Genomic DNA, 24257 nt, shown 5'->3' with positions numbered 1-24257 from the left:
TATGCCTTCTACCCTGCTCGACCTCTGCGAATACCGCGAGGAAATCCGCAAAAGCCGCTTCATCACCCTCGCCGGGCCGATCAGCAGCGCCGCCGAAGCGATGAGTTTCATCGAACGCCACAGCGACCTGGCCGCTACCCACAACTGCTGGGCCTGGAAACTCGGCGCGCAGTACCGCAGCAGTGACGACGGCGAACCCGGCGGCACTGCAGGGCGGCCGATACTGGCGGCCATTGAAGCGCAGGACTGCGACCAGGTGGTGGTGCTGGTGATCCGTTGGTACGGCGGCATCCAGCTGGGTACCGGCGGCCTGGCCAGGGCCTATGGCGGCGGCGCCAACAAGTGCCTGCAACAGGCGCCCAAGCGCCTACTGGTGCAGCGCAGCCACTTCAGCTGCAGTTGCAGTTTCAGCGAACTGGCGCTGGTGAAGTTGCGCCTGGCCGAGATTGACGGCCTGGTCCTGGATGAACAGTTCACCGCCAATGGTGTGGACCTGGTGATTGCCCTCGGTGACGCCCACCTGGCGCCATTGCAACAGCAACTGGCGGACCTGAGCCGCGGGCGTATTTTGCTCGAAGCACGCTGAACATTGCCCACAACAACTGTGGGCCTGCCTGTGGATAAGCTTGGGGCACTCTCTTGCAGGCTAGTGATTTCGAGGCCCCCAGAGCTTTGATCATATTTTGATCACTATTTGATGACAGTCGTAAACTGCTGAATGTGCGCGACTTATCCCCAGCGAACCGCCCATCCAAGCCGCACCCCGCTTGCTCACCTTGCACACAATAACTGTGGACCAGCTTGTGGATAACCCGTGCGCCAACAGGCGAAGCGCCCGGCCCCGCAAGGCCCAGACAAAACTGACCATTTTTTAACCAGACGCAAACCAGGCACGCGTATTCGCCGTGACGTATGCTCAATTCCTTTCTCCTACACCGATAAAGGAATGTTCCTATGGCCAATTCAAGAACTGCCCTCATCATCGGCGCCTCGCGCGGCCTTGGCCTGGGCTTGGTACAACGCCTGCACGAAGACGGTTGGCACATCACTGCCACCGTCCGTAACCCGCAGCAGCCCGGCGCCCTGGCGAACGTGCCCGGCGTGCATATCGAGCAGCTGGAAATGAACGACACCGTTCAGCTCGACAGCCTGAAGCAACGCCTGCAAGGCCAGGTGTTCGACCTGATATTCGTCAACGCCGGAGTCATGGGCCCCCTGCCGCAAGACCTGGAGGCAGTCCACAACAGCGACATTGGCGATCTGTTCATGACCAACGCTGTGGCGCCGATACGCGTGGCTCGCCGCCTGGTGGGTCAAATACGCGAAGGCAGTGGTGTGCTGGCTTTCATGAGCTCGATCCTGGGAAGCGTCACCATCCCAGACGGTGGCGAAATCTGCCTGTACAAGGCCAGCAAGGCGGCACTGAACTCGATGATCAACAGCTTCTTCGTTGAGCAGCAGCGCCCGGACCTGTGCGTGCTGGCCATGCACCCGGGCTGGGTGAAAACTGACATGGGTGGCGAAAACGCCGAAATCGATGTGCTCACCAGCACCCGCGGCATGATCGAACAGATCAAGGCCCAAAGCGGCAAGGGCGGCCTGCGTTTCATCAACTACAAGGGCGAACCCTTGGTCTGGTGATTCACCAGGTCGCAGCCCGGCTGGGCGCATTGCCCAGCCAGCCCCTGTAGAATGGCCGCAACCGTACCTGATTGAGATGACCACTATGTATGACTGGTTGAACGCCCTGCCCAAGGCCGAACTGCACCTGCACCTGGAAGGCTCACTGGAGCCGGAGTTGCTGTTCGCCCTGGCCGAGCGCAACAAGATCGCCTTGCCCTGGGCCGATGTGGAGACCTTGCGCGGTGCCTATGCCTTCAACAACCTGCAGGAGTTCCTCGACCTGTATTACCAGGGCGCAGATGTGCTGCGCACCGAGCAGGACTTCTACGACCTGACCTGGGCCTACCTGCAACGCTGCAAGGCCCAGAACGTGATCCACACCGAACCCTTCTTCGACCCGCAGACCCACACCGACCGCGGCATTGCTTTCGAAGTGGTGCTCAACGGCATCAGCCAGGCGCTCAAGGATGGCCGCGAACAACTGGGCATCAGCAGCGGCCTGATCCTCAGCTTCCTGCGCCACCTCAGCGAGGATGAAGCGCACAAGACCCTCGATCAGGCCTTGCCGTTCCGCGATGCGTTCATTGCCGTAGGCCTGGACAGCTCGGAGATGGGCCACCCGCCAAGCAAGTTCCAGCGGGTGTTCGACCGCGCCCGTAGCGAAGGCTTCGTCGCCGTTGCCCATGCTGGCGAAGAAGGCCCGCCCGAGTACATCTGGGAAGCCCTCGACCTGCTGAAGATCAAACGTATCGACCATGGCGTGCGCGCCATCGAGGACGAGCGCCTGATGCAGCGCATCATCGACGAGCAGATCCCGCTCACGGTGTGCCCGCTGTCCAACACCAAGCTCTGCGTGTTCGACCACATGAGCCAGCACAACATCCTCGACATGCTCGAGCGTGGTGTGAAAGTCACGGTCAACTCGGACGACCCGGCCTACTTCGGTGGCTACGTCACGGAGAACTTCCACGCTCTGCATACCCACTTGGGCATGACCGAAGACCAGGCTCGTCGCCTGGCGCAGAACAGCCTGGACGCACGGCTGGTTTGAGTAGCATGACGACGTTGCGCTCAACCGACCTGCAACGTCGCCACGCGGGCTATGCGATTGATCTGCTGGATACCCAGCGCCGAAATATGCAGTGCCCGTGAGTCCTCTATCTCGCGCATCCAGCCAGATTGCAGGAACAACCTGAACAAGGCCTGACCCAGTACGCCACCCAGATGCGGGCCTTGGTCATTCCATTCGGTGCAGCGGCAGATCACGCAACCTCGTTGCTGGTGTGGCGCCAGGGCATCGATGTACACCCCGACCAAGGCCAACTGCGCCCGCCCCTCGTCACTGACCCTCAAGTGCCGTCCGCTGCCTTCCAACCAGCCAGCCACCACCATGCGATGGTACAGCTCACTGGCCAACTCCCCACCCAGGTGATCGCCACAACGGCGCGCCCGGCGCATCGACAGCGGCAGCGACGATACCGGCGCTTCGGCACGCTCTCCCCTGGCGCTTTCCAGCTGTACGCTGGCCAAGGCCTCTACCGCCGCTCCGACCTGCGGGGTAGCCAGGCAGAAGTAACGTTTGCGGCCCCTGGCTTCATGCCTGAGCAAACCGGCCGACGACAGCAGCGAAAGGTGCGCGCAGGCTGACGATGAAGTCAGGCCAGTCATTATCGCGAGCTCATTGGCCAACCGCGGTGTGCCATCGATCAATGCCCACAACATGGCACTTCGCTTGGGGTCGGCCATCAGGCTGGCGATCTGGCTGATACTGCTGGCTGCGTTCATGTCCTTGTAACTCCCTGCAAGTTCACTGTGGGGATGCGATGGCCAACCCTGCCAGGGAAGCGCCTCTCGCTGGCACTGGCCTGGCTCGCCAGTATAAGCCGCAGAAAACGCCGGTTCAGACGGCCAGGTGCCATCGTACTCATGACGAAAAACCACTGGGTATGCCTACCCATGGCAAGCAGCGAGGCGGCTTCGAAAACGCCCCGGCACCCAGTCAATCAAGGCACCGGTACGCCCACACAAACGCGCTGAAACATCTTGATGAAAACAAACTTGCAGCCATTTCAGATGTGGCCCACAGCAACCTTCCACAAATAGTGCGAAACAAAGCGAAGGTTCTGCGGGTTTGCAGGCATTGCGCCCAAAGTAGGAGACACCGCCAGAAAAATGCACACACTTACCGTCAGTCAGGACGCTGAAGCCGTGTCATGGCAGGCTGGCGGGCCAGCGCTACACTTGAGCGGCTCCCCTTCCTGGAGGTATGCAGCGATGAAAATTATCGTAAGTGCGTCGAGCCGAAACCCCGCCTGCCCTTGGCAAGTCCAGCTCGATCAGCATGTGGTCAGTTTCCGCAGCGAGGCTGAGGCGCGTGCCTTCGTCGCCACGCTGGAAACCCGGCTGCAGGCACCTCACCCGCTCATGCGGGAGCCTTGGCCTGCAAACGCCGGGTCAACAGCGCAACACTGACCACCAGCGCCCCGCACAGGCTGATCACGATTGCCATGGGCACCGCACTGCCATCATGCAGCAGCCCGACCAGCGCCGCAGCACCCGCAGCTACGCTGAACTGCACACAGCCCATCAGTGCCGAGGCGCTGCCGGCACGCGCGCCCTGTCCACTCATGGCGCAGGCCGAAGCATTGGGAATGATGCAACCAAGGCTGGCGATACAGATGAACAGCGGCACCAGTAGCGGCCACAGTTGCGCAGGGCGCAACGCCGCCACGCCCAGCAGCACCAGGCCCGCAACCAGATACAGCCACACCGCACGGCCCAGCAGGAAGGCCGGCCCGCGTTTGGCCAGCAGGCGGGCGTTCACCTGCGCCACCAGAATAAAACCTGCGGCGTTGGTGCCGAACAGCCAGCCGTAGTGCTCAGCGGGCACGCCATACAGTTTGATGAACACGAAAGGTGAACCGGCGATATAGGCAAACATGCCGGCAATGGCGATACCGCCGGTCAGGGCATGGCCGAGGAAAACCCGGTCAGCCAGCAGCCGCAGGTACTGGCGCAAGGCGCCAGACAGCGGTTGCCGGGGTATATGCTCGGGCAGGCTTTCCGGCAGGCCCAGGCTTACCGCCAGCAGGCAGCCGGCACTGAACAGGCTCAGCGCAAGGAAGATCGACTGCCAGCCGGCCAGGTTCACCAGCACCCCACCCAGCATCGGTGCCAGGATCGGCGCCAAGCCCATGACCAGCATCAGTTGCGAAAACACTTTGGCTGAAGCTACCGGGTCGCACTTGTCGCTGACGATGGCCCGCGAAAGCACCATGCCGGCACAACCACCCAGTGCCTGGATGAAACGCGCCACCACCAAGGTATCGAGGTTGGGGGCGTAGGCACAGGCCAGTGATGCCAAGGTGAACAGCGTAACGCCGAACATCAGCGGTTTGCGTCGGCCAAAGCGGTCGGCAACCGGCCCATAGGCCAACTGCCCGATAGACAGGCCCAGGAAGTAGGCGGCCAACGTGGCCTGGACGTGTTTTTCATCGGTGGCGAACGCTTGCGCCATGGCCGGGAAGGCTGGCAGGTAAAAGTCGATCGCCAAGGGCCCGAACGCACTGAGTGCGCCCAGGATGAGCACCATTCGCAGGTTCATCAGGAATCCATAGCAGGCTAAGCAAGTGACTGATTCTACCTGCTGTGGACCCTGTCAATGTGAAAACATTTGCAACACTGTTACCCCCGGTGGGAGCAATCAGGTCTTCAGGCGATTTCGGCCTGATACCCCTCATCGCGAATCGCAGTGAGAATCTGCTCCTGCGCCAACTCGCTCTGCACACGCACCTGTTTACCTGCCAGATCAACTTCCACCCTGGCTGCCGCATCCTGCTCCTGCACCGCGCGGGTCACGGCTTTCACGCAATGGCCGCAGGTCATGCCTTGTACATTGAACACTTGCATGGGGGTTACCTCCTTCAGGTTTTTCACAAGTCTCAAGCTTGCCATGAGGGCAAGGTCAAGCCCTGCCTGCAACGCCCGGGGTGGAAATCCGCGTCCGCGTCGGCCAAGCTGCGCCTTTGACGATCAGGCAAGCAGGAGATTTTTCATGTTCAGGGCAGCATTGGGCGTCGTCGGGCTCTTGGGCGCGCTGGCTGTGGTGCCACCGGCATTCGCCGAGGGCAACTCGGCCTACAGCGTACTGATCATTTCCCGGGAGCGCCTGGAAGTGGCCACCAGTTGCGAAATCGGCGTGTACCTCAACGACCAGCTTTCCGGGCGCGTTTTCCAGGAGCAGTCCACCTCGTTCAACCTGCCGCCTGGCCCGGTGGATGTGCGCCTGCGCCTGCTGCCTGGGCAAATGCCGGGTTGCGCCGCAGGTATAGAGGACCAGCGCAGCACGCGTTTGAATCTGCAGGCGGGCCAGATCAACAAATACCGCATCGCCATGGGGCAATATGGGCTGGAGTTGAAACGAGCCGACCTGGGCTATTGACCTTGCCTGCGTGGCAAGGTTGATGCTGGAGGCCTGTCCAAGGAGGAGAGCCATGCCCGCATCCACCACATACGACCTGCCGATCTCCGGCATGACCTGCGCCAGCTGTGCTGGCCGGGTCGAGCGCGCCCTGCGCAAGGTCACCGGCGCTGAACAGGTCAGCGTAAACCTCACCACTGAAAAAGCCCGGGTTGTAGCCCCGCCTGCCAGCCTGCCAGCCTTGGTCGAAGCCGTGCGCGAGGCCGGTTACGGGGTACCAACCCGCACCCTCGAACTGCAGATAGGCGGCATGACCTGCGCCAGTTGTGTCGGCCGAGTAGAGCGCGCCCTGGGCAAATTGGCCGGGGTCGAGCGGGTCAGCGTCAACTTGGCCAGCGAACGCGCGCACCTCGAAGTGCTTGCGGCCCTTGATGACAACCTGCTGATCGACGCTGTGCAAAAGGCAGGCTACAGCGCCAGCCTGCCGCAATCGACCAAGGACGACCAAAGCGCTCTCCAGCGCCGCCTGCGCAACGAGCGCCTGGCAGTCGGTGCAGCCTTGCTGTTGGCCCTGCCGCTGGTATTACCCATGCTGGTACAACCGTTCGGCTTGCACTGGATGCTACCCGCCTGGGCGCAGTTCCTGCTGGCCACACCCGTGCAGTTCATTCTCGGTGCCCGCTTCTACATTGCAGCCTGGAAGGCCGTGCGCGCCGGTGCCGGCAACATGGACCTGCTGGTGGCCCTGGGCACCAGCGCTGGCTATGGCCTGAGCCTGTACCAATGGGCACAGGCTCCCGCCGGTATGGCCCCGCACCTGTACTTCGAAGCCTCAGCCGTGGTGATTGCCCTGGTATTGCTGGGCAAGTACCTGGAAAGCCGCGCCAAACGCCAGACCGCCAGTGCCATCCGAGCCCTCGAAGCCCTGCGCCCGGAACGCGCCCTGCGCGTGGTCGACGGCGTGGAAGAGGACGTGGCCATCGCCCACTTGCGCTTGGGCGACCTGGTACTGGTCAAGCCCGGCGAACGCTTCCCGGTCGACGGCGTGGTCGAAGACGGCAGCAGCCATGCCGATGAGGCCCTGATCAGCGGCGAGAGCTTGCCAGTGCCCAAGCAGCCCGGCGACAGCGTCACCGGTGGCGCCATCAATGGTGAAGGCCGGCTGCTGGTGCGTACCCAGGCGCTGGGCACCGAGACCGTGCTGGCGCGCATCATCCGCCTGGTGGAAGACGCCCAGGCCGCCAAAGCACCGATCCAGAAGCTGGTCGACCGTGTCAGCCAGGTGTTCGTCCCGGCCGTGCTGGTACTGGCCCTGATCACCCTGATCGGCTGGTGGTTGGCTGGGGCACCGCTGGAAACCGCGCTGATCAACGCCGTCGCCGTGCTGGTCATCGCCTGCCCCTGCGCCCTCGGCCTGGCCACGCCCGCCGCGATCATGGCCGGCACCGGGGTCGCCGCCCGCCACGGCATCCTGATCAAGGATGCCGAAGCTCTGGAGCGTGCCCATGCGGTCAACCGCGTAGTGTTCGACAAAACCGGTACCCTCACCTCCGGCAGCCCGCGGGTGGTTCACAGTCAGGCGCTGGACGGCAACAGTGCCGACCTTCACCGCCTGGCCGGCGCCCTGCAGCGCGGGAGTGAACACCCGCTGGCCAAGGCGGTACTGGTGGCCTGTGCAGAGCAAGGGCTGGACGTGCCAACCGTTGCCGACAGCCAGTCACTGACCGGGCGCGGCATTGCCGGGCGCGTTGAAGGCCGTGAACTGGCGCTGGGCAACCGCCGACTGCTTGACGAAAGCGGTCTGCAGCCCGGCGATTTGGCCGCCCAGGCCCAGGCCTGGGAAGCGGAAGGGCGCACACTGTCGTGGCTGATCGAGCGCGGCGCGCAACCGAGAGTCGTGGGCCTGTTCGCCTTTGGTGACAGCCTCAAGCCTGGCGCCGCGCAGGCCATCGAAACCCTGCACGCCCAACACATCAGCAGCCACCTGCTGACCGGTGACAACCGTGGCAGCGCCAAAGTGGTTGCCGAGGCACTGGGCATCGACGATGTGCACGCCGAAGTGCTACCGGCCGACAAGGCCGCGACCGTGGCCGCGCTCAAGCAGGATGGGGTGGTCGCCATGGTTGGCGATGGCATCAACGATGCACCGGCGTTGGCCGCGGCCGACATCGGCATTGCCATGGGTGGCGGTACCGACGTGGCCATGCAGGCCGCCGGCATCACCCTGATGCGTGGCGACCCGCGCCTGGTGCCCGCCGCGCTGGAAATCAGCCGCAAGACCTACGCGAAGATCCGCCAGAACCTGTTCTGGGCCTTCATCTACAACCTGATCGGCATTCCGCTCGCCGCGCTGGGTTACCTCAACCCGGTACTGGCAGGAGCTGCCATGGCCCTGTCCAGTGTCAGCGTCGTCAGCAATGCACTGTGGCTTAAAACGTGGAAACCCACCAGCAGCACCCAGGAGGCGCCATGAATATCGGCCAGGCCGCCCGCCGCAGCGGGCTCAGCACCAAGATGATCCGTTACTACGAGTCCATCGGCCTGCTCAAACCCGCCACTCGCAGCGACAGCGGCTACCGCCTGTACCAGGCGCAAGACTTGCACAACCTGGCCTTCATCAAACGCTCCCGCGACCTGGGCTTTTCCCTCGAAGAGGTCGGCAAGTTGCTGACCTTGTGGCAGGACCGCCAACGTGCCAGCGCCGATGTGAAGGCGCTGGCCATGCACCACATCGATGAACTGAACCGGCGCATCGAGGAGCTGGTGAGCCTGCGCGACACCCTCGGCGAGCTGGTTTCGCACTGCCAGGGTGACGACCGTCCGGACTGCCCGATCCTCAAAGACCTGGCCAATGGCGCTGCGGGCAGCTGCTGTCACTGAGCTGCCACGCGCCTTTGGCATGCCATAAATGTCCAAACACGACCGAATAGTCACCAACCACGACTTTATCCAATAAATACGGGCGTTTTGGCTTCATAAAACCCGGATGCTGCCGATGCAGTTGCTACCTGCCTCGTGTGTCGAAAACAAAAATTCCGGGAGCGTCGATGAGCATCAAACAGAAACTGACCTGGGCATTCGCGGTCATCGCCGGCTTGCCCATCGTTCTCGTGGCCACCCTGGTGGTCATCAACCTGCGCGGCGAAGCCCGCGACGGATTCCTCGACAGCAGCAGCCGGGAAATCCGCCAGGTCAGCAACGCGATGAACATCTTCTTCCAGGGGATCAACCAGAACGTCGAGTACATGGCTTCCCAGCCAATGGTTGCCGCCACGGGCAGCGAGCTGAACAAGTACATGAGCGCAACCCCGTCCTACGAACTGGGCGAGCAGGCCAGCAAAATTCTCGACTTCATGACTCGCCTGGCCAACTCACACCCCGCCTACGCCTACCTGTCCTACGGGGTGAATGACGGCGGCTACACTGGCTGGCCGGCCGGCCAGAAGTTTGTCAATTATGACCCACGCACGCGCCCCTGGTACCAACTTGCCATGGCCAACCCTGGCAAGACGATGCGTACCGGCGCCTACTACTGGGCCGCCGACGATGCGGTGCTGGTCAGCACCGTGCGCACCGTGGCCAACCAGCTGGGCAACCCCGGCGGCGTGGTCAACATCGACGTGTCGCTCAAGGGCCTGACCGAAATCGTCAAGCAGATCAAACTGGGCGAAAGCGGCTACCTGATGCTGGTGGAAAGCAACGGCAACGTGATGGTCGACCCGCGCGACGCCGCCCACAACTTCAAGCAGCTGGGAAGCTTTGGCGACGGTTACGCCAAGCTGGCCAAAGCCGGCAAAGGCCTGGTCGAGGTCGAACTCAATGGCGTGCATTACATGGCCAACGTCTACCCAGACCAGCAGCTGGGCTGGACCTTCATCGGCCTGATCGAACAAAGCGAAGTGATGCAGACCACCACCCGGCTCACCTGGCTGATCGGTGTCATCGCTGTGGTGTTGGCCTCGCTGTTCGCGGTGGTCGGTGCGGCCTTCGCCAAACTGATCGTGCGCCCGATCAACAGCGTCACCAACGGCCTGGAGGACATTGCCCAAGGTGAGGGTGACCTGACCCGCAACCTGGAAATCCGCGGCCGCGACGAAACCGCGCAACTGGCCAGCTGGTTCAACCAGTTCCTCGGTGCCATTCGCAGCCTGATCCAGCACATCGGTGCTGCCGCCAGCAAGATCCTCAGCACGTCCAGCAGCTCGACCCGCGTCTCCAGCGACATGGCCGAGGCGGCCGGCCGCCAGCGCGAAGCCGTGGATATGGTTTCCACTGCATTCCACGAAATGGTCGCCACCGCCAATGAAGTGGCACGGTCCTGCAGCCAGGCCGCGCAGTCGGCCGACAGCGGCCAGCAGCAGGCCCGCGAAGGGCAGCAACAGATCGATGCAGCGGTACACAGCGTTGATCGCCTGAGCCAGGAGATCGAGCAATCGGCCCAGTCGATCCAGCAACTGGAGCGTGACAGCAACGCCATTCAGTCGATCCTCGGCACCATCCGTTCGATTGCCGAACAAACCAACCTGCTGGCCCTGAACGCCGCCATCGAAGCGGCCCGTGCCGGTGAGCAGGGCCGCGGCTTTGCCGTGGTGGCCGACGAAGTACGGGCGCTGGCCAAGCGTACTGCCGACTCCACCGCTGAAATCGACGGTTTGCTGGGCAACCTGGCCAGCCGTACCGCCGAAGTGGCCGAGCAGATGCACGCCAGCCTGGAAGTGTCGCAGCAGTCGGTGAGCCGCATTGGTCTGGCCCGCGACAGCTTCGGGCAGATCCGTGAGTCGGTGGATGTGATCCGCGACATGAACACCCAGATCGCCACGGCAGCCGAAGAACAGCATCAGGTGGCTGAGGACATCAACCGGCACATCAGCCAGATTCACGGGGATGCGCAGTTGGTGGCCGAGCTGGCCCAGGCGGCGCGCCAGGACTCCGAGAGCCTGGCCGGGCTGTCCAATGAGCTGGATACGCTGGTGCGCAGGTTCCGCACCTGACGTATGGCCTGTGCCGGCCCTTTCGCGGATAACCCCGCGAAAGGGCCGGCACAGGCAACCGAAAATCAGAGCTTCAATTCCCCCGGTGTCGCGCCAAACAGCTGCTTGAACGCCGCAATGTAGGCCGACGTGGAGTCATACCCACACCCCAGCGCCGCCTCGGTCACATTCTCCCCCGCCTCCAGCAACGCCAGCGAAGACAACAGCCGCATGCGCTGGCGCCAATTACGAAAGCTCAACCCGGTTTCCCGTTGAAACAGCCGCATCAGCGTCTTCTCCGAACACCCCAGCTCCCGCGCCCATTGCTGCAAGGTCTGCGGCTGGTCTGGTGCAGCGATCAAGCCATTGCACAGCGCCAGCAACCCAGGGTGGCGGGGCAACGGCAGCGAAAAACCGACTTCCGGCAAGGTGCGCAACTGATCGAGCAGCACTGCCACCAGACGCGATTCGGCGCTGTGGTCCTCTGGGTAATCTGCCGGGAACAGGCAGAACTGCTTGATCAGCTCGCGCGCCAGCGGCGTGACTTCCAGCACTCGGCATTGTTCCGGCGCCCATGGGCAGGCATCGCGGCGCACATACAGGCTGCGCATCTCGGCTTGCATCGAGGTGACCACTTCATGCTCGGCATCGGCAGGGATCCACACCCCCCACTGCGGTGGGGCAAAGTAACTGCCGTCGCGTGTGTACACGCCAAGTACACCGCTGATGGCGTAGGAGAACTGCACCCAGTCGTGCTGGTGGCGGGTAGTCCACGAACCGGCGCCAAGGCTTTCGGCACGGGCGTAGAGCGGTCTGGGCAGGTGTTCCAGCGCGGGGATAGCGCGGGGGTGTCCGATGATCGGCATGGTATGTTCTTGTAGTTCTGACCAGACAAGCCTAACAGCTGGATCATGATCGAGGCACTCACCGCCTCTGCAGTTACCCTGGAGGTGCTTCAGCGCTCGACGATAACGGTCACCCCCTGCCCGCCTGCCGCACAGATCGAAATCAGCCCGCGCCCCTTACCCGCCGTCGCCAGCAGCTTGGCCAGGTGGGCCAATATCCGCCCACCGGTTGCCGCAAACGGGTGCCCGGCCGCCAGCGAACTGCCCTTCACATTGAGTTTGCTGCGGTCGATCGCGCCCAGCGGCGCCTCCAGGCCCAACCGCTCACGGCAGTAATCGGCATCTTCCCAGGCCTTGAGCGTGCACAGCACCTGGGCAGCAAAGGCTTCGTGGATTTCGTAGTAGTCAAAGTCCTGCAGCGTCAGGCCATTGCGTGCCAGCAAGCGTGGCACGGCATACACCGGCGCCATCAACAACCCTTCGCGCCCCGTGACAAAATCCACCGCAGCGGTTTCGCCATCGACCAGATAGGCAAGCACCTGCAACCCCTGCTGCTGCGCCCACGCTTCGCTGCCCAACAGCACCAGCGAAGCACCATCGGTCAACGGCGTGGAATTACCCGCCGTCAACGTGCCCTGCCCGCTGCGGTCAAAGGCTGGTTTGAGCCTGGCCAACTGCTCAAGGCTCAGGTCGGGGCGCAGGTTGTTGTCCCGCACCAGCGAAAGAAACGGCGTCAACAGGTCGTCCTGCCAACCCTCGGCATAGGCAGCGGCCAGCTTTTGATGGCTAAGCAGCGCCAATTCGTCCTGCTCGGCGCGGCCAACGCGCCAAGTGTGGGCCATGCGCTCGCAATGCTCGCCCATCGACAACCCCGTACGCGGCTCGCTATTGCGTGGTAGCTCGGGTTTCAGGTGATGAGGCCGCAGCTTGAGGAAGGGCTGTAACCGTTCGCCAAGGCTTTTGCCACGGTTGGCCTGCAGCAATATATGGCGCAAGCCTTCGTTGACGGCGATCGGCGCATCGGAGGTGCTGTCGACACCGCCTGCAATACCGCAGTCGATCTGCCCCAGGGCAATCTTGTTGGCCACCAGCAGCGCAGCCTCCAGCCCGGTACCGCAGGCCTGCTGGATGTCATAGGCCGGGGTCTGCGGTGACAGGCGCGAACCCAACACGCACTCGCGGGTCAGGTTCATGTCGCGCGAGTGCTTGAGCACGGCACCGGCCACCACCTCGCCCAACCGCAGCCCGTGCAGGCGATAGCGTTCGATCAAGCCTTCAAGCGCGGCCGTGAGCATCGCCTGGTTGCTGGCCGTGGCGTAGGCGCCATTGGAGCGGGCGAAAGGGATCCGGTTGCCGCCCAGGATTGCGACCCGGCGAGTTGAACGCATGCGCGTGTTCCTCCTGAAACAATTTGTTCGGTACAGCCTAGGTGTTTTTACCGCATTCGAACGACCCTGCCGCAAAGTTGGTCCACACTTTCAAGCTTGCCTTTCGGGAGACCCCTCATGAGCGATCGCTACCTCGATTTTGCCAACTCCAATCTCGGCCGCCGCCTCGTGGATGCCCTTGGCCTGCCACGCCCGGCGCCACTGGAGCGCTGGCAGGCTGGCCGCCTGCGGCCGGTGGAAGGTGCCCTGGTACTGGGTGGCGGGCCACTGGCGACGCAGGTCGAAGCCATCGCCCCGCGCCTCACTGACGAGGTATACAGCTTCAATGCCGACAACCTGCAGGCTGAAGCCTGGGTGGCCGGCCTGGGGCCGAAAATCAAGGCCGTGGTATTCGATGCCAGTCACTTGTCCGACAGCGATGCACTGAAGCAGTTGCGTGAATTTTTCCAGCCGCTGCTACGCAGCCTGGCCCCATGCGCCCATGTACTGGTGCTGGGCCGTGCACCGGAAGGCCTCGACGACCCACTGGCCAGCGTTGCACAGCGTGCCCTTGAGGGCTTCAGCCGCTCACTGGCCAAGGAACTGCGCAACGGCGCCACTGCCCAGCTGTTGTATGTCACCCCCGGTGCCGAAGATCAGCTGGAAGGCGCCCTGCGCTTCTTCCTCTCGCCAAAGAGTGCCTTCATCTCTGGCCAGGTACTGCGCCTGCAAGCCTGCACCGGCCAGGTGGAGGACTGGACCCGCCCACTCGGCGGCCGCCGTGCGCTGGTCACGGGGGCTGCGCGCGGTATCGGCGCCGCCATTGCGGAAACCTTGGCACGGGACGGCGCCGATGTACTGCTGCTGGATGTACCGCAGGCCAGCCAGGACCTCGACGCCCTCGCTGCACGCCTCGGCGGCAAGGCACTGCCACTGGATATATGCGCTAGCGATGCGGCAACGCAACTGCTCGCGGCCCTGCCCGACGGCATCGATATCGTGGTGCACAACGCCGGTATCACCCGCGACAAGACACTGGCCAACATGACGCCGGAATACTGGGACGCCGTGCTGGCCGTGAACCTCAAGGCACCGCAAGTGCTCACCCAGGCGTTGTATGACAACGGCGCGCTGGGGGAAAACGCGCGCATCACCCTGCTGGCCTCGGTCAGCGGCATTGCCGGCAACCGCGGGCAGGCCAACTATGCCGCGAGCAAGGCCGGGCTGATCGGCCTGGCCCAGGCCTGGGCGCCACGGCTCGCCGAGCGCGGTGGCAGCATCAACGCCATCGCCCCCGGTTTCATCGAAACCCACATGACTGCAGCCATGCCCATGGGCCTGCGCGAGGCGGGCCGGCGCTTGAGTTCGCTGGGCCAGGGTGGGCGCCCGCAGGATGTCGCCGAAGCCATTGCGTGGCTCAGCCAGCCAGGCTCCGGGTCGGTCAACGGCCAGGTGCTGCGGGTGTGCGGCCAGGCACTGATGGGGGCTTGAACATGAGCCGACAATGGCACGACCTGCACAACCCGGCCGCCCGCGCCAGCCTGTACCTGCGCGCAGCCAGCAAACGCTCCATCAGCGGCGACCGGCTGCCGGACGATGGCCTGCGCTGTTTCATGCGGGTCCAACCGGGCAATCTGGGTGCCTATCGAAGGCTTTGCCACTTTCCCGATGATGGCCGCCTGCCGGGGACCTATCCTCATGTGATGGCGTTTGCCCTGCAATTGCAGCTGATGACAGCCGATGATTTCCCCTTCCCGCTGCTGGGTCTGGTACACCTGCACAACCGCATCGAAGTGCTGCGCCCCCTGGGTGCTGTCGAAGGGCTGCGTTTTGCGGTGTACGCGCACAACCTGCAGCGCCACGCCAAAGGTGGCGCCTTCGACCTGGTCACCGAGGCTGAAGATGGCCTCGGCCTGCTCTGGCGCGAGACCAGCCGCATGTTGGTGCGTGGCTTGACCCTGGAAGGCGAGGCAAGTGAGCCCGCCGACACGGCGCCTGATTCATTGCCCGAGGCCACCCGCTGGTATGCCGACAGTGATATCGGCCGGCGATATGCCAAGGTGTGCGGGGATTACAACCCTATCCACCTCAGTGCTGTCAGTGCGCGGTTATTTGGCTTTCCAACGGCCATTGCCCATGGCATGTGGACCAAGGCCATGGCCTTGGCCGCGCTGCGCGGGCACTTGCCGCACAGTGGCTTTGCCTTTGAGGTGGACTTCCGCAAGCCGGTCAGGTTGCCTTCAGAGGTGGTGCTCAGTGCCAGTGAAGCGGGCCCTTCGGGCCAACTGCGCCTGGACGGGCACGGGGACGTGCTGCATATGGTCGGCCGTTGGGAGTGCCTGTAGGGCCGGGCCTGTCCTGGCGGTATACGCTTGCTTTGCATCGGGCCTGGGCAGAAGCTATGCAGCAATAGGAGACCCCCGATGAACCTGCAAGAACTCACCCAACGCCTGCATCAGATCCGCGATACCAATGACTGGCGCGGCTTCCACAGCCCGAAGAACCTGGCCATGGCCGCCAGCGTCGAAATGGCCGAACTGGTAGAAATCTTCCAGTGGCTGAGCGAGGACGAATCGCGCCAGCTGCCTGCCGACAAACTGGCCCACGCCGGCCAGGAGATCGGTGACGTGGTGCTCTACCTGTTGCTGCTGTGCAGCGAACTGGGTCTGGACATGGACCAGGTGGTGCGTGCCAAGCTGGCCGACAGCGAGAGGCGCTTCGCCCGATGAACGACCGTCATTTCGATGAGCTGGCCACCCGCTTTGCCGAAAAGATCTATGGCGGCGCCAAGGGTGCGATCCGCCTGGCCGTGCTGCAGGCCGACCTGGCCGAAGCGCTACCCGACCGCCCGCTACGCATCCTCGACATCGGCGCCGGGCTGGGCCACATGGCCTTGTGGCTGGCCGAGCGCGGCCACCAGCTGACCCTGGCCGAACCCGCGGCGCCCATGCTCGACGGCGCCAGGGCGCGCTTTGCCGAAGCCGGCCAGACCGCGACCTTCATCCAGGCGCCCTGGCAAGACCTGCTCGGTCAGCTGACCGAGCGCTACGACCTGGTGCTCTGCCACGCCGTGCTCGAATGGCTGGCCGAACCCGAGAGCATCCTGCCGGTGCTGCACCAGCTCACGGCCCCCGGCGGTTGGTTATCGCTGGCCTTCTACAACCGCGACGCACTGGTCTATCGCAACCTGCTCAAGGGCCATTTCCGCAAGTTGCGCAGCAACCGGCTGGAAGGTGAAAAGCAGAGCCTGACCCCACAGAAACCGCTTGATCCACGCGAACTCAAGGCGCAACTTGAGCCTATGTGGCAGGTTGAAAGCGAAAGCGGCGTGCGGGTGTTTCACGACTATATGCCCAAGGAATTCCAGAGCAAGGCCGAGCTGCTCGACCTGTTGGAAATGGAACTGGCCCACCGTCGCCACCCCACCTTCGCCGGGCTTGGCCGCTACCTGCACTGGGTTTGCCGCCCCCGCTAATCCGCCGCGCCAGGAGGAACACATGCCGTACCGTCTGTTGTGCCTGGCCCTGCTGCCCATTGCCCTGGCTGGCTGCCAGGGCAGCAACCCTTATGTGGCCAGCAGCCGCCCGTTACCACCAGCCCCTGCCCAGGCGGCCACCACCTTCGACGCCAGTGCATACCCTGCGCCCGCTCGTGATTATGGGCACTACCGCAGCTGGAGCTGGCGCAACGGCCAGTTGCCCAGCGGCGCTGTCGATGCCGACCCGGCGCAACTGGCCGATGCCGTCAGCGGTGCGCTCGACCAGCATGGCCTGCGCCCCGCTCGCACAGGCCCTGGCGACTTGCTGGTGAGCGCCGATATGCGCCTGGAAAAACGCTTGCGCCAAGTGCGTGACTACGACACCTACGACCCCTACTACGGGCCGTATCCCTATGGGGGGGTCGGCTATGGCGGCTACCGCCACGGTTATGGAGGCTATGCCAGCGTGCCCATCGTGCGTACCTACGAGGTCGAAGTCCTGGTGGTGCGCATCGACTTGTACGACGCCCGCAGCGGCCAGCCGGTCTGGAGCGCCAGCGCCGAAAGCAGCAGCAACAAGGACTCGCCCCGCGAACGCGAAAGTGCCTTGCGCGATTCTGTGCACAAGGCACTCAGCGGCTATCCTCCCAGTTAATAGCTAACGGAGAACCATCATGTTGCGCCGTCTCGTTCTACTGTCATTCGCGTTATTGCTCGCTGCCTGCTCGAGCAATAACGTCCAGCAGGATTTCGATGCCAGCCGCGATTTTGCCACCTACCGCAGCTGGGCATGGCAGGAGCCAGGCCTGCAGTACCGCCCGGATGACCCGCGGATCAAGAGCGACCTCACCGAGCAGCGCATTCGCCAGGCGGTGGCAGACCAACTCGACCAACGCGGCCTGCGTCCGGTACAAGGCGGAGCGCGGCCCGACCTGGCAGTACGCACATACCTGATCGTGGAGCAGCGGCAACAACAGATCACCACCAACTACGGCGGTGGCTGGGGTGGCTACTGGGGCGGCTACTGGGGTGGCCCGATGTACAACGAAACCCGCAGTGTCGACTACAAGGTCGCCACCATCCAGGTCGACATGTTCGATGGGCGTGACGGCAAGCTGGTATGGCGCGGCAGTGCCGAGCAGATCATGAACAACTACCCGCCAAGCCCGGAAGAACGTAACAGCGCAATCCGCAACACCGTGGCCAAGGTGCTGGGCAACTACCCACCGGGCAGCAAAAAATAGCGTTGGACCGCGGCCTTTGCATGCACCGTGCCCCTGCGGGAGCAGGTTTACCTGCGAAGAAAGTGGCACGGTGCATGGCACCGGCTTCGCGGGTGTTCGCGGTTGAACCCGCGCCTGCAGCGATCGTGATTCGAAGTACGACTGCATCACCGACCTGGCTTGTGTCAGCTGCGACAAAATCCATTGCACGCACGCCTTTTTTCCGATGCCAACCGCACTCCCCCGCACGTTCCCGTCTATCTTCATTTAAGGAAACCTGACTGACCGGGTAGAAGTGTTCAACATTTGGGAAAGGCGACCTGCCAATGCAAAGCATTGTTCTCCTGCTGTGGCTTGCCTTGTGCTCCGAACAGGATGTGCGTCAACGCCAGATCTCCAACGTGCTGACCCTGGGAGTGGCTGGCTGCGCCCTGGCCTGGCTGTTCAGCACCGGCCACAGCTGGATAGGCGCCGAAGCCAACGAGGCCGGTTGGGCGCTGGCCATCGTCATGCTGCTGACCCTGCCAGGCTACATGCTCGGCCGCTTCGGCGCCGACGACGTCAAGCTGATGGGGGCCCTGGCCCTGGCCACCAGCCCGCAATATGTGCTCGGCACCTTCATTGGCGCGGGCGTCAGTGTGCTGGTCTGGCTACTGACCCGCCGGCGCCTGTGGACGCTGCTCAACCCCAAGGTAAAGAAGCGTTTGCAGGCCCTGACCGAGGAAATGGGCGACAAGCAGGCGTTCGTCCCCTATGTGTTATCAGGTTTTCTTCTAACGGCCGTATGGATCCAATAAGCCTTCCAGTGGTCCGATAACCTGTACACGCCTTGTACATATTCGCTGAGTGCGACTACTTTTAAGCTGCCAGAGCGTCTGGCACGGGAGCAGGGCTGTATAAGAACAGGGAGTTGATCGTGTCCAGATCAGTGAGTGAAGTAAAGGTGTTGGTGGTTGATGACCAACCGGTCATTGTCGAACAGCTGAGTGAATTCCTCCAAACCAAGGGCTATACCTGCGTTACAGCCCTCTCAACCGACGAAGCCATCGAGCACTATGTGGCAGACCCGACCATCGGCTTGCTCATCTGTGACCTGCACATGCCAGATCGGGATGGCATCGAGCTGGTGCGCGCCTTGAAGGAAATCAACGGCAGCCAGCGCACGTTCGAAGCCATCATGTTGACAGGGCGTGCCGAGAAACAGGACTTGATCCGGGCGATACGCGAAGGGTTTGCCGATTACTACCAGAAGCCGATGGACCTTGATGAACTGCTGGCAGGCGTCCGCCGGCAGGAAGAGGCCTTGCTGGAGCGCCAGCGCAACATCCGCGATCTGGGTGGATTGAACCAGCGCTTGCAGGAACTGGCCGATTCGGTGGACGAACTGTATCAGGACCTGGAAAAAGCCCGTGGCCAAGGCACCCACCGGCGTGCCAGTGATGCAGAAGAAAGCGAAAGCGAGCTGCCAGCAGCGTTCGAGAAACTGTCACCACGCCAGCTGGAAGTGGCGCGCCTGGTTAGCAAGGGCAAGACCAATTACCAGATCGCCTGCGAACTGGGCATTACCGAAAACACCGTGAAGCTGTATGTGTCTCAGGTATTGCGTTTGACGCATATGCACAACCGCACCCAGCTGGCTCTGGCGCTGACCCCCAGCTCGTCGCCCGTGCACCAGCGGTTCACGACCCATTGAGTGAAGGCTCGGCACACCATTCTGGAGCGGCCTTGCGCTGCGAAAGGCTGCTCCTGCAAGCCCACAATTGCCTGCTACAACTGGATCGCCAGGTTCAACGACAGCCGAGGCCCACGGTCCAGGCTATCCAGCGCCACATCCGCCAACGGCTTGGCCACTTCCAGCGCCACATTGAACATATGCCCACCCCCTAACCGCACACCCAGCGCCACCGACGCCAGATGGGCGTCCTCCACCGGTCCCCGGTTGTGCCAGGCCTGAGCGGTATCCACCACCGCATAGGGCTGAACCCGCGCAAGCCAGCGACTGCGCACGCTGTAGTTGACCTCGTAAGCCACACCCCAGCCCTTGTCACCGTCCGCCTGATCGCGCGGGTAACCGCGCCCGAAATGCTGCCCGCCAAACCCCGCACGCTCGCTGTCGGGCAATCGATCATCACTCCAGTACAACGCCCCGGACACCACCCCCTGCCCGTTTTCCAACAGGGTGTCGCTCTGCAAACCGGAAAGCCGCAAGCGCAGGAAGTCGAGATCGTAGTCAGCATCGCTGCGTGCCCCCAGGTAGTCCAGCCCCTGATGGACCCCGGCACTGACGATACGCAAACGCCCCTGCTCCACCTTGCGCCAGTCACCTTCGAATGACAGCGCCCGCACATAGGTGTCGTACTTGCGAGACGGTGGCTGCTCGGCCATCCGGTCTTCATCATGCTCACTGACCGAGTACACGTGGCCCTGCACCGCCAGCCACTCATTCGGCCTGACAACCACCGGCTGACGCAGGCCGATCGCATAGCGCTCACTGTCGTGCTCGCGGGTGATATCGCGGCCATCGTCCAAACGTATGCGCGTGCCGGGCTCGCTGCGGTAGCGCGACGCCGACAGCAGCAGTTGGCTACCGGCGGCGTCCAGGTACTGGCTGTAATCGAGACGCTGGTAGTAGACCCGGTCATTGCCTGGGGGCAGCAGCCAGCTGGCCGTGACGCGTTCGCCATGGCGGGTCTGGGCATTGCTGGCTACGGTGATCAGGGCCTGTGCAGCATCACGGCTGGAGTCGGCCACGCTCACAGCGGCGCTGAGCGGCTTGCGCCGTGCATGCACGGTCAGCTGGGCGACACCATCGGCAGCCCGCGCCATTGCCAGTTCGGCCTCTACCACGACCCCTGGCATGCGCGTAGCCAGGCCCAGATAGCGCTCCAGCGTTTCGCGGGTCAGTGGGCGCTCGGCCTCAATGCGCGCCAGCAGCTGCTGCAAATACTCGCTGGCCGGCCCAATATCGCCGTCCACGCGGTAATCACGTACGTAACCTTCGACCAGCACCACGTTGACCCTGCCATCGGCCACATCCTGAGCAGGCAAGTAGGCATACGACAGCAAGTAGCCCTCCTGCCGGTAGCGTTGGGTCAGGCGCTGGGTGTATTGCTGCAATTCACCCAACGTGGTTTCGCACCCGATCAGCGGCTGATAGTGTTCGCGCAGGTCGCCCAAGGGGAACACCGTGCCGCCCTCGAAGCGCACTTTATGCAGTACCAGCCGGGTGTTGGCCGGGGCCCAGTCGGGGTTGTCGATAGCCGCCCCGGCCAGCCGTATGCGGGGGCTCGCAGGGGAGTAGTCCGTCATCGGCAGGTTGGCGCTGGGCAGACGCCGCTCGTACTCATGGCTGTCGAGAAACCCCGGCAACGGGTCGGCGTGGGCAGCAAGTGCCCAAAGCAGCAACATCAGGGGCACGACCAGAGGACGCATAGGGCACTCCATGTTCCCATGGGTTGCGGGGCGCCAGCCGGTCACACCCGTCACTTGCAAGCGTAGGTGCTGGCCCGGCTGTCGTCGAACACCTACTCACTGACCTGGAACGCCACCCGCGCCGTCTGACCGCTTTCGTCCAGCGCGCTGAGTTCGGCCTGCCCCACCTGTGGCAAACGCAGCAACAGGCTGTCCTGCCCCTGGGTTTCACCCAACGGCTGGCCGTTGAGGAACCACCAGCGCCGTCCACCACCCCCCAAGGCAGAGACCTGCAATTGCAACGGCTCAGTGCTGGTGGCCGGGCGGCGCAGATTGTCGCCTGGGCGCACGCCGACAATCGACAGCGGTGGTGCACTGGCCGGCGCCTGCGGCGGGCAGGCCGGGTCGATGGCCGGCAAACGTGCCATGCGCCGCTCGACACGGGGGAGCCAAGGCTCCAGCGGCGCCGGCCACAGGGCGATGTCACGCGCCTTGGCGCCCGGGCAGCTACCATCCACCCGCAAGCCCTGCTCGTTGACCCACACTTTTTCGCGCAAGCCCAGGCCCAGCGGCTGGTCGGCTGCCTGTAAGGTGGGTGGCGTGGTGCCGTCCAGGGTCCATGCAAAGCGCTGACGCCGACAGTTGGTGTCCTGCTTGCTCATCGGCTGGCCCAGCGGCCAACAGATCGCCGCAACGCCGATATTCGCAGGTACCGGCGCTACCGGGACGCTGATGCCGCGTTGGCTGTCGCGATTGCTCAACAGATCGTGCACCTGCAACATCAGCGGCGCCGCCGACGCCAGGCCGAACTGCCCAGGCACCGGTGTACCGTCGGGGCGGCCAATCCATACGCCGATCAGGTAACGCGGCCCCACGCCAATCGACCAGGCATCGCGAAAGCCGTAGCTGGTGCCGGTTTTCCAGGCCAGTAGCGGGCGCTGCACCAGTTCGGCGTGCGGGTCGCGGTCCGGGCGCGCCTGGCCACTGAGGATACGCCGGATGATCCACGCCGCCCCCGGTGACAGCAACCGGTGCTCCACCAAGGGGGCCTGTGGCTGCAAGCGCACCTGCGCACTGTTGCCACCCCGCGCCAGCGCCGCGTAGCCGCCGACCAGGTCCTCCAGCCGGCTGCCGGCACCGCCCAGGATCAACGACAGGTTGGGCTCGGCAAGGGGTGGCAGTATCAACGGCATGCCCGCCATGCGCAGTTGTGCGGCAAAGCGTTTCGGGCCGTAGGCCTCCAGCAATTGCACGGCGGGCAGGTTGAGCGACAGGGCCAGCGCCGAGCTGGCCGACACCGGCCCGCTGAACCCCATGGAGAAGTTGCCAGGGCGATAGTCGCCATAGCGTCGTGGAACATCCTGCAACAGCGATTCGGAATGGATCAGGCCATCGTCCAGCGCCATGCCGTAAAGAAACGGCTTGAGGGTGGAGCCGGGCGAACGTAGCGAGCGCACCATGTCGACATGGCCAAAGCGGCGCTCATCAGACAAATCTATCGAGCCCAGGTACGCGCGCACCGCCATGCTCTGCGCTTCGACCACCAGAATGGCGGCCGAGGTACGCTCCGGCAGCCGTGCGCGCCAGCCCAGCAGCAAGTCTTCGAGGCGCCGCTGAAGCGCAGCGTCAAGCGTGGTACGGATCAGAGGCGGGCTGTCAGCGCTGTTCAGGCGCCGGGCCAACAATGGCGCCAGGGCCGGCTCCTGGCGTGGCGCCAACACCAGCGGCTCCTCGGCCGCCTCGCGAATTTGCTGGGCCGGCCATACCTGGTATTCCGCCAGGCGCTGCAGCACCTTGTCCCGGGCACGCTGGGCACGCTCGGGGTGGCGGTGCGGGCGCAGCCGGCTGGGTGCCTGGGGCAGCACGGCCAGCAGTGCCGCTTCGGCAGGTGTCAGGTGCAGGGGCGACTTGCCCAGGTACGCCCAGCTGGCTGCCGCCACGCCCTGAAGCGTGCCGCCGAAAGGTGCGCGGTTCAGGTAGATCTGCAGGATGTCGCGCTTGGACAAGTGCCATTCCAGCTGCAAGGTGCGCCATAGCTGGCGCAGTTTGCCGACCAAGGTACGGTCGTGCGGGTCGAGCAGGCGTGCCACCTGCATCGACAATGTGCTGCCGCCCGACACAACACGCCCGCCGCGCAGGTTCAGCCAGGCCGCGCGGCCCAATGCCAGCGGGTTGACCCCTGGGTGGTTGTAGAACCAACGGTCCTCATAAGTCAGCAAAGCCTGCAGGTAAAGCGGCGAAACCTCTTCAGGGCTCACGGGGTAGCGCCACACGCCATCAGCATCGGCAAAGCGCCACAAGGGTGTGCCGTCTTCGGCCAGCACTACCCGGGCCAGGTCATCACCCGGCAGCGGCAGCGGCCAGATACGATCAGCCAGCCAGAACAGGCTGCCGAGCACCAGCAGACTGATCAGCGTGGCACGCAACAACCTGCCCGCACGGCACCGTGGTCGCGCTAAGCTTGGCATCGGGAACCGACCTGGCCAGGTAATGGCCAAAGGCTTTGGGACGACAACCTCGCCGATTTTTTCATCAGGAAGCAACTATGCATGTAGAAGGTTTTTTCGAGTGGCTGGGCCAGGCACTGGGGTCGTTGATCCGCTTCATCGTCGACGCATTGAGCGGGTTGTTCAACCTGCTGGCCAATGCCGGTGGCAACTTCATCGATGGCCTGTCGCGCACCTTGGGCATGGACACTTCGCTGCTGAGCATCCTGGCCCTGATCATCGGCCTGATGCTGCTGTACTCGGCAATCCGCGCATTCATGCGCGCCTCGATCATCCTCGGAATCATCTGGCTGGTGCTGGGGCTGTGGGTGATGAGCTGGGTGATCCACTGATCTGCGCGGTCTTTGTGGGAGCGGCCTTGCGTCGCGACAGGGCTGCACAGCAGCCCCAGGCTTTCAGCTTCGCCGTTTGAA

General features: G+C 63.7%; 24 protein-coding genes and 1 pseudogene. 18 read left to right on the top strand and 7 right to left on the bottom strand.

The window, feature by feature from the left end:
• Position 1 precedes the first annotated feature (1 nt).
• The 3 genes from KW568_RS02970 to KW568_RS02960 all read left to right on the top strand — a co-directional run bounded on the left by KW568_RS02970 (position 2) and on the right by KW568_RS02960 (position 2674).
• Positions 2-586, top strand: a complete 585-nt coding sequence (locus KW568_RS02970; RefSeq protein ID WP_003255280.1) for a YigZ family protein — start codon at positions 2-4, stop codon at positions 584-586.
• 368 nt (positions 587-954) lie between these two features.
• A complete protein-coding gene (locus KW568_RS02965; RefSeq protein WP_003255281.1) occupies positions 955-1641 on the top strand; it encodes an SDR family oxidoreductase in 687 nt (228 codons plus the stop codon).
• A gap of 85 nt (positions 1642-1726) precedes the next feature.
• Entirely contained in the window at positions 1727-2674 is a 948-nt protein-coding gene (locus KW568_RS02960) for an adenosine deaminase (protein WP_003255282.1), read from the top strand.
• 20 nt (positions 2675-2694) lie between these two features.
• Here the strand turns inward: KW568_RS02960 and KW568_RS02955 are convergent, their stop codons facing one another.
• Positions 2695-3408, bottom strand: coding sequence for a helix-turn-helix transcriptional regulator (locus tag KW568_RS02955; protein WP_004576993.1), 714 nt, complete (start codon positions 3406-3408; stop codon positions 2695-2697).
• Positions 3409-3897: 489 nt separating this feature from the next.
• Here KW568_RS02955 and KW568_RS02950 point away from each other — a divergent pair, with 489 nt between their 5' ends.
• A complete protein-coding gene (locus KW568_RS02950) occupies positions 3898-4095 on the top strand; it encodes a hypothetical protein (protein WP_003255284.1) in 198 nt (65 codons plus the stop codon).
• On the opposite strand, the gene KW568_RS02945 is transcribed toward KW568_RS02950, so the two are convergent.
• Positions 4046-5227 carry a multidrug effflux MFS transporter gene (locus KW568_RS02945; RefSeq protein ID WP_003255285.1) on the bottom strand — a complete coding sequence of 394 codons (1182 nt, stop codon included), beginning with the start codon at positions 5225-5227 and terminating at the stop codon, positions 4046-4048. The two genes, KW568_RS02950 and KW568_RS02945, sit on opposite strands and share 50 nt — an antisense overlap.
• Positions 5228-5334: 107 nt before the next feature.
• Positions 5335-5532: a heavy-metal-associated domain-containing protein gene (locus tag KW568_RS02940; protein ID WP_003255286.1), complete on the bottom strand. Its 198-nt coding sequence runs from the start codon at positions 5530-5532 to the stop codon at positions 5335-5337.
• A gap of 145 nt (positions 5533-5677) precedes the next feature.
• Here KW568_RS02940 and KW568_RS02935 point away from each other — a divergent pair, with 145 nt between their 5' ends.
• From KW568_RS02935 to KW568_RS31010, 5 genes and pseudogenes are all read left to right on the top strand, one after another.
• Positions 5678-6064: a hypothetical protein gene (locus KW568_RS02935; RefSeq protein WP_003255287.1), complete on the top strand. Its 387-nt coding sequence runs from the start codon at positions 5678-5680 to the stop codon at positions 6062-6064.
• Positions 6065-6116: 52 nt separating this feature from the next.
• Positions 6117-8516, top strand: a complete 2400-nt coding sequence (locus KW568_RS02930) for a heavy metal translocating P-type ATPase (protein WP_004576994.1) — start codon at positions 6117-6119, stop codon at positions 8514-8516.
• Entirely contained in the window at positions 8513-8923 is a 411-nt protein-coding gene (cueR, locus tag KW568_RS02925; protein WP_004576995.1) for a Cu(I)-responsive transcriptional regulator, read from the top strand. The genes KW568_RS02930 and cueR overlap by 4 nt, the downstream gene beginning before the upstream one ends.
• A 167-nt stretch (positions 8924-9090) precedes the next feature.
• Positions 9091-10176 (top strand): annotated as a pseudogene (locus KW568_RS31015) (cache domain-containing protein); the annotation flags it as partial.
• A gap of 90 nt (positions 10177-10266) precedes the next feature.
• Positions 10267-11034 (top strand): methyl-accepting chemotaxis protein, encoded by a 768-nt coding sequence (locus KW568_RS31010; RefSeq protein ID WP_370626959.1) that lies wholly within the window; start codon positions 10267-10269, stop codon positions 11032-11034.
• 65 nt (positions 11035-11099) lie between these two features.
• Here the strand turns inward: KW568_RS31010 and KW568_RS02915 are convergent, their stop codons facing one another.
• Both KW568_RS02915 and KW568_RS02910 read right to left on the bottom strand, forming a co-directional pair.
• Positions 11100-11879 carry a helix-turn-helix transcriptional regulator gene (locus KW568_RS02915; RefSeq protein WP_004576996.1) on the bottom strand — a complete coding sequence of 260 codons (780 nt, stop codon included), beginning with the start codon at positions 11877-11879 and terminating at the stop codon, positions 11100-11102.
• A gap of 89 nt (positions 11880-11968) precedes the next feature.
• Complete coding sequence (locus KW568_RS02910) at positions 11969-13246, bottom strand: acetyl-CoA C-acetyltransferase (RefSeq protein ID WP_003255293.1); 1278 nt, start codon at positions 13244-13246, stop codon at positions 11969-11971.
• A 117-nt stretch (positions 13247-13363) separates the two neighbouring features.
• On the opposite strand from KW568_RS02910, the gene KW568_RS02905 reads away from it, so the two are divergent.
• From KW568_RS02905 to KW568_RS02870, 8 genes are all read left to right on the top strand, one after another.
• A complete protein-coding gene (locus tag KW568_RS02905; protein WP_004576997.1) occupies positions 13364-14716 on the top strand; it encodes a 3-oxoacyl-ACP reductase in 1353 nt (450 codons plus the stop codon).
• 2 nt (positions 14717-14718) lie between these two features.
• Entirely contained in the window at positions 14719-15570 is an 852-nt protein-coding gene (locus KW568_RS02900) for a MaoC/PaaZ C-terminal domain-containing protein (protein ID WP_004576998.1), read from the top strand.
• A 78-nt stretch (positions 15571-15648) separates the two neighbouring features.
• A complete protein-coding gene (locus KW568_RS02895) occupies positions 15649-15954 on the top strand; it encodes a MazG-like family protein (RefSeq protein WP_003255298.1) in 306 nt (101 codons plus the stop codon).
• Positions 15951-16700 (top strand): methyltransferase domain-containing protein, encoded by a 750-nt coding sequence (locus KW568_RS02890; protein ID WP_004576999.1) that lies wholly within the window; start codon positions 15951-15953, stop codon positions 16698-16700. The genes KW568_RS02895 and KW568_RS02890 overlap by 4 nt, the downstream gene beginning before the upstream one ends.
• 22 nt (positions 16701-16722) lie before the next feature.
• Complete coding sequence (locus tag KW568_RS02885; RefSeq protein ID WP_003255302.1) at positions 16723-17358, top strand: DUF4136 domain-containing protein; 636 nt, start codon at positions 16723-16725, stop codon at positions 17356-17358.
• Positions 17359-17377: 19 nt separating this feature from the next.
• On the top strand, positions 17378-17947 hold the full coding sequence (locus KW568_RS02880) for a DUF4136 domain-containing protein (protein ID WP_003255304.1): 570 nt from the start codon (positions 17378-17380) through the stop codon (positions 17945-17947).
• 305 nt (positions 17948-18252) lie between these two features.
• On the top strand, positions 18253-18723 hold the full coding sequence (locus KW568_RS02875) for a prepilin peptidase (RefSeq protein WP_004577000.1): 471 nt from the start codon (positions 18253-18255) through the stop codon (positions 18721-18723).
• A gap of 119 nt (positions 18724-18842) precedes the next feature.
• Positions 18843-19619 (top strand): response regulator transcription factor, encoded by a 777-nt coding sequence (locus KW568_RS02870; RefSeq protein ID WP_033726886.1) that lies wholly within the window; start codon positions 18843-18845, stop codon positions 19617-19619.
• 74 nt (positions 19620-19693) lie between these two features.
• Here the strand turns inward: KW568_RS02870 and KW568_RS02865 are convergent, their stop codons facing one another.
• Positions 19694-21358 carry a ShlB/FhaC/HecB family hemolysin secretion/activation protein gene (locus KW568_RS02865; protein ID WP_004577002.1) on the bottom strand — a complete coding sequence of 555 codons (1665 nt, stop codon included), beginning with the start codon at positions 21356-21358 and terminating at the stop codon, positions 19694-19696.
• Positions 21359-21450: 92 nt separating this feature from the next.
• Positions 21451-23805, bottom strand: coding sequence for a peptidoglycan glycosyltransferase PbpC (gene pbpC, locus KW568_RS02860; protein ID WP_033726885.1), 2355 nt, complete (start codon positions 23803-23805; stop codon positions 21451-21453).
• 77 nt (positions 23806-23882) lie between these two features.
• Here pbpC and KW568_RS02855 point away from each other — a divergent pair, with 77 nt between their 5' ends.
• Positions 23883-24176, top strand: coding sequence for a hypothetical protein (locus KW568_RS02855; protein WP_004577004.1), 294 nt, complete (start codon positions 23883-23885; stop codon positions 24174-24176).
• Positions 24177-24257 lie beyond the last annotated feature (81 nt).

Origin of the sequence: Pseudomonas sp. HD6515, assembly GCF_024971855.1 — a bacterium.
GTDB lineage: Bacteria > Pseudomonadota > Gammaproteobacteria > Pseudomonadales > Pseudomonadaceae > Aquipseudomonas > Aquipseudomonas alloputida.
The sequence above is the reverse complement of the archived record's forward strand: the minus strand, read 5'-3'. Positions and strand labels throughout refer to the sequence as shown.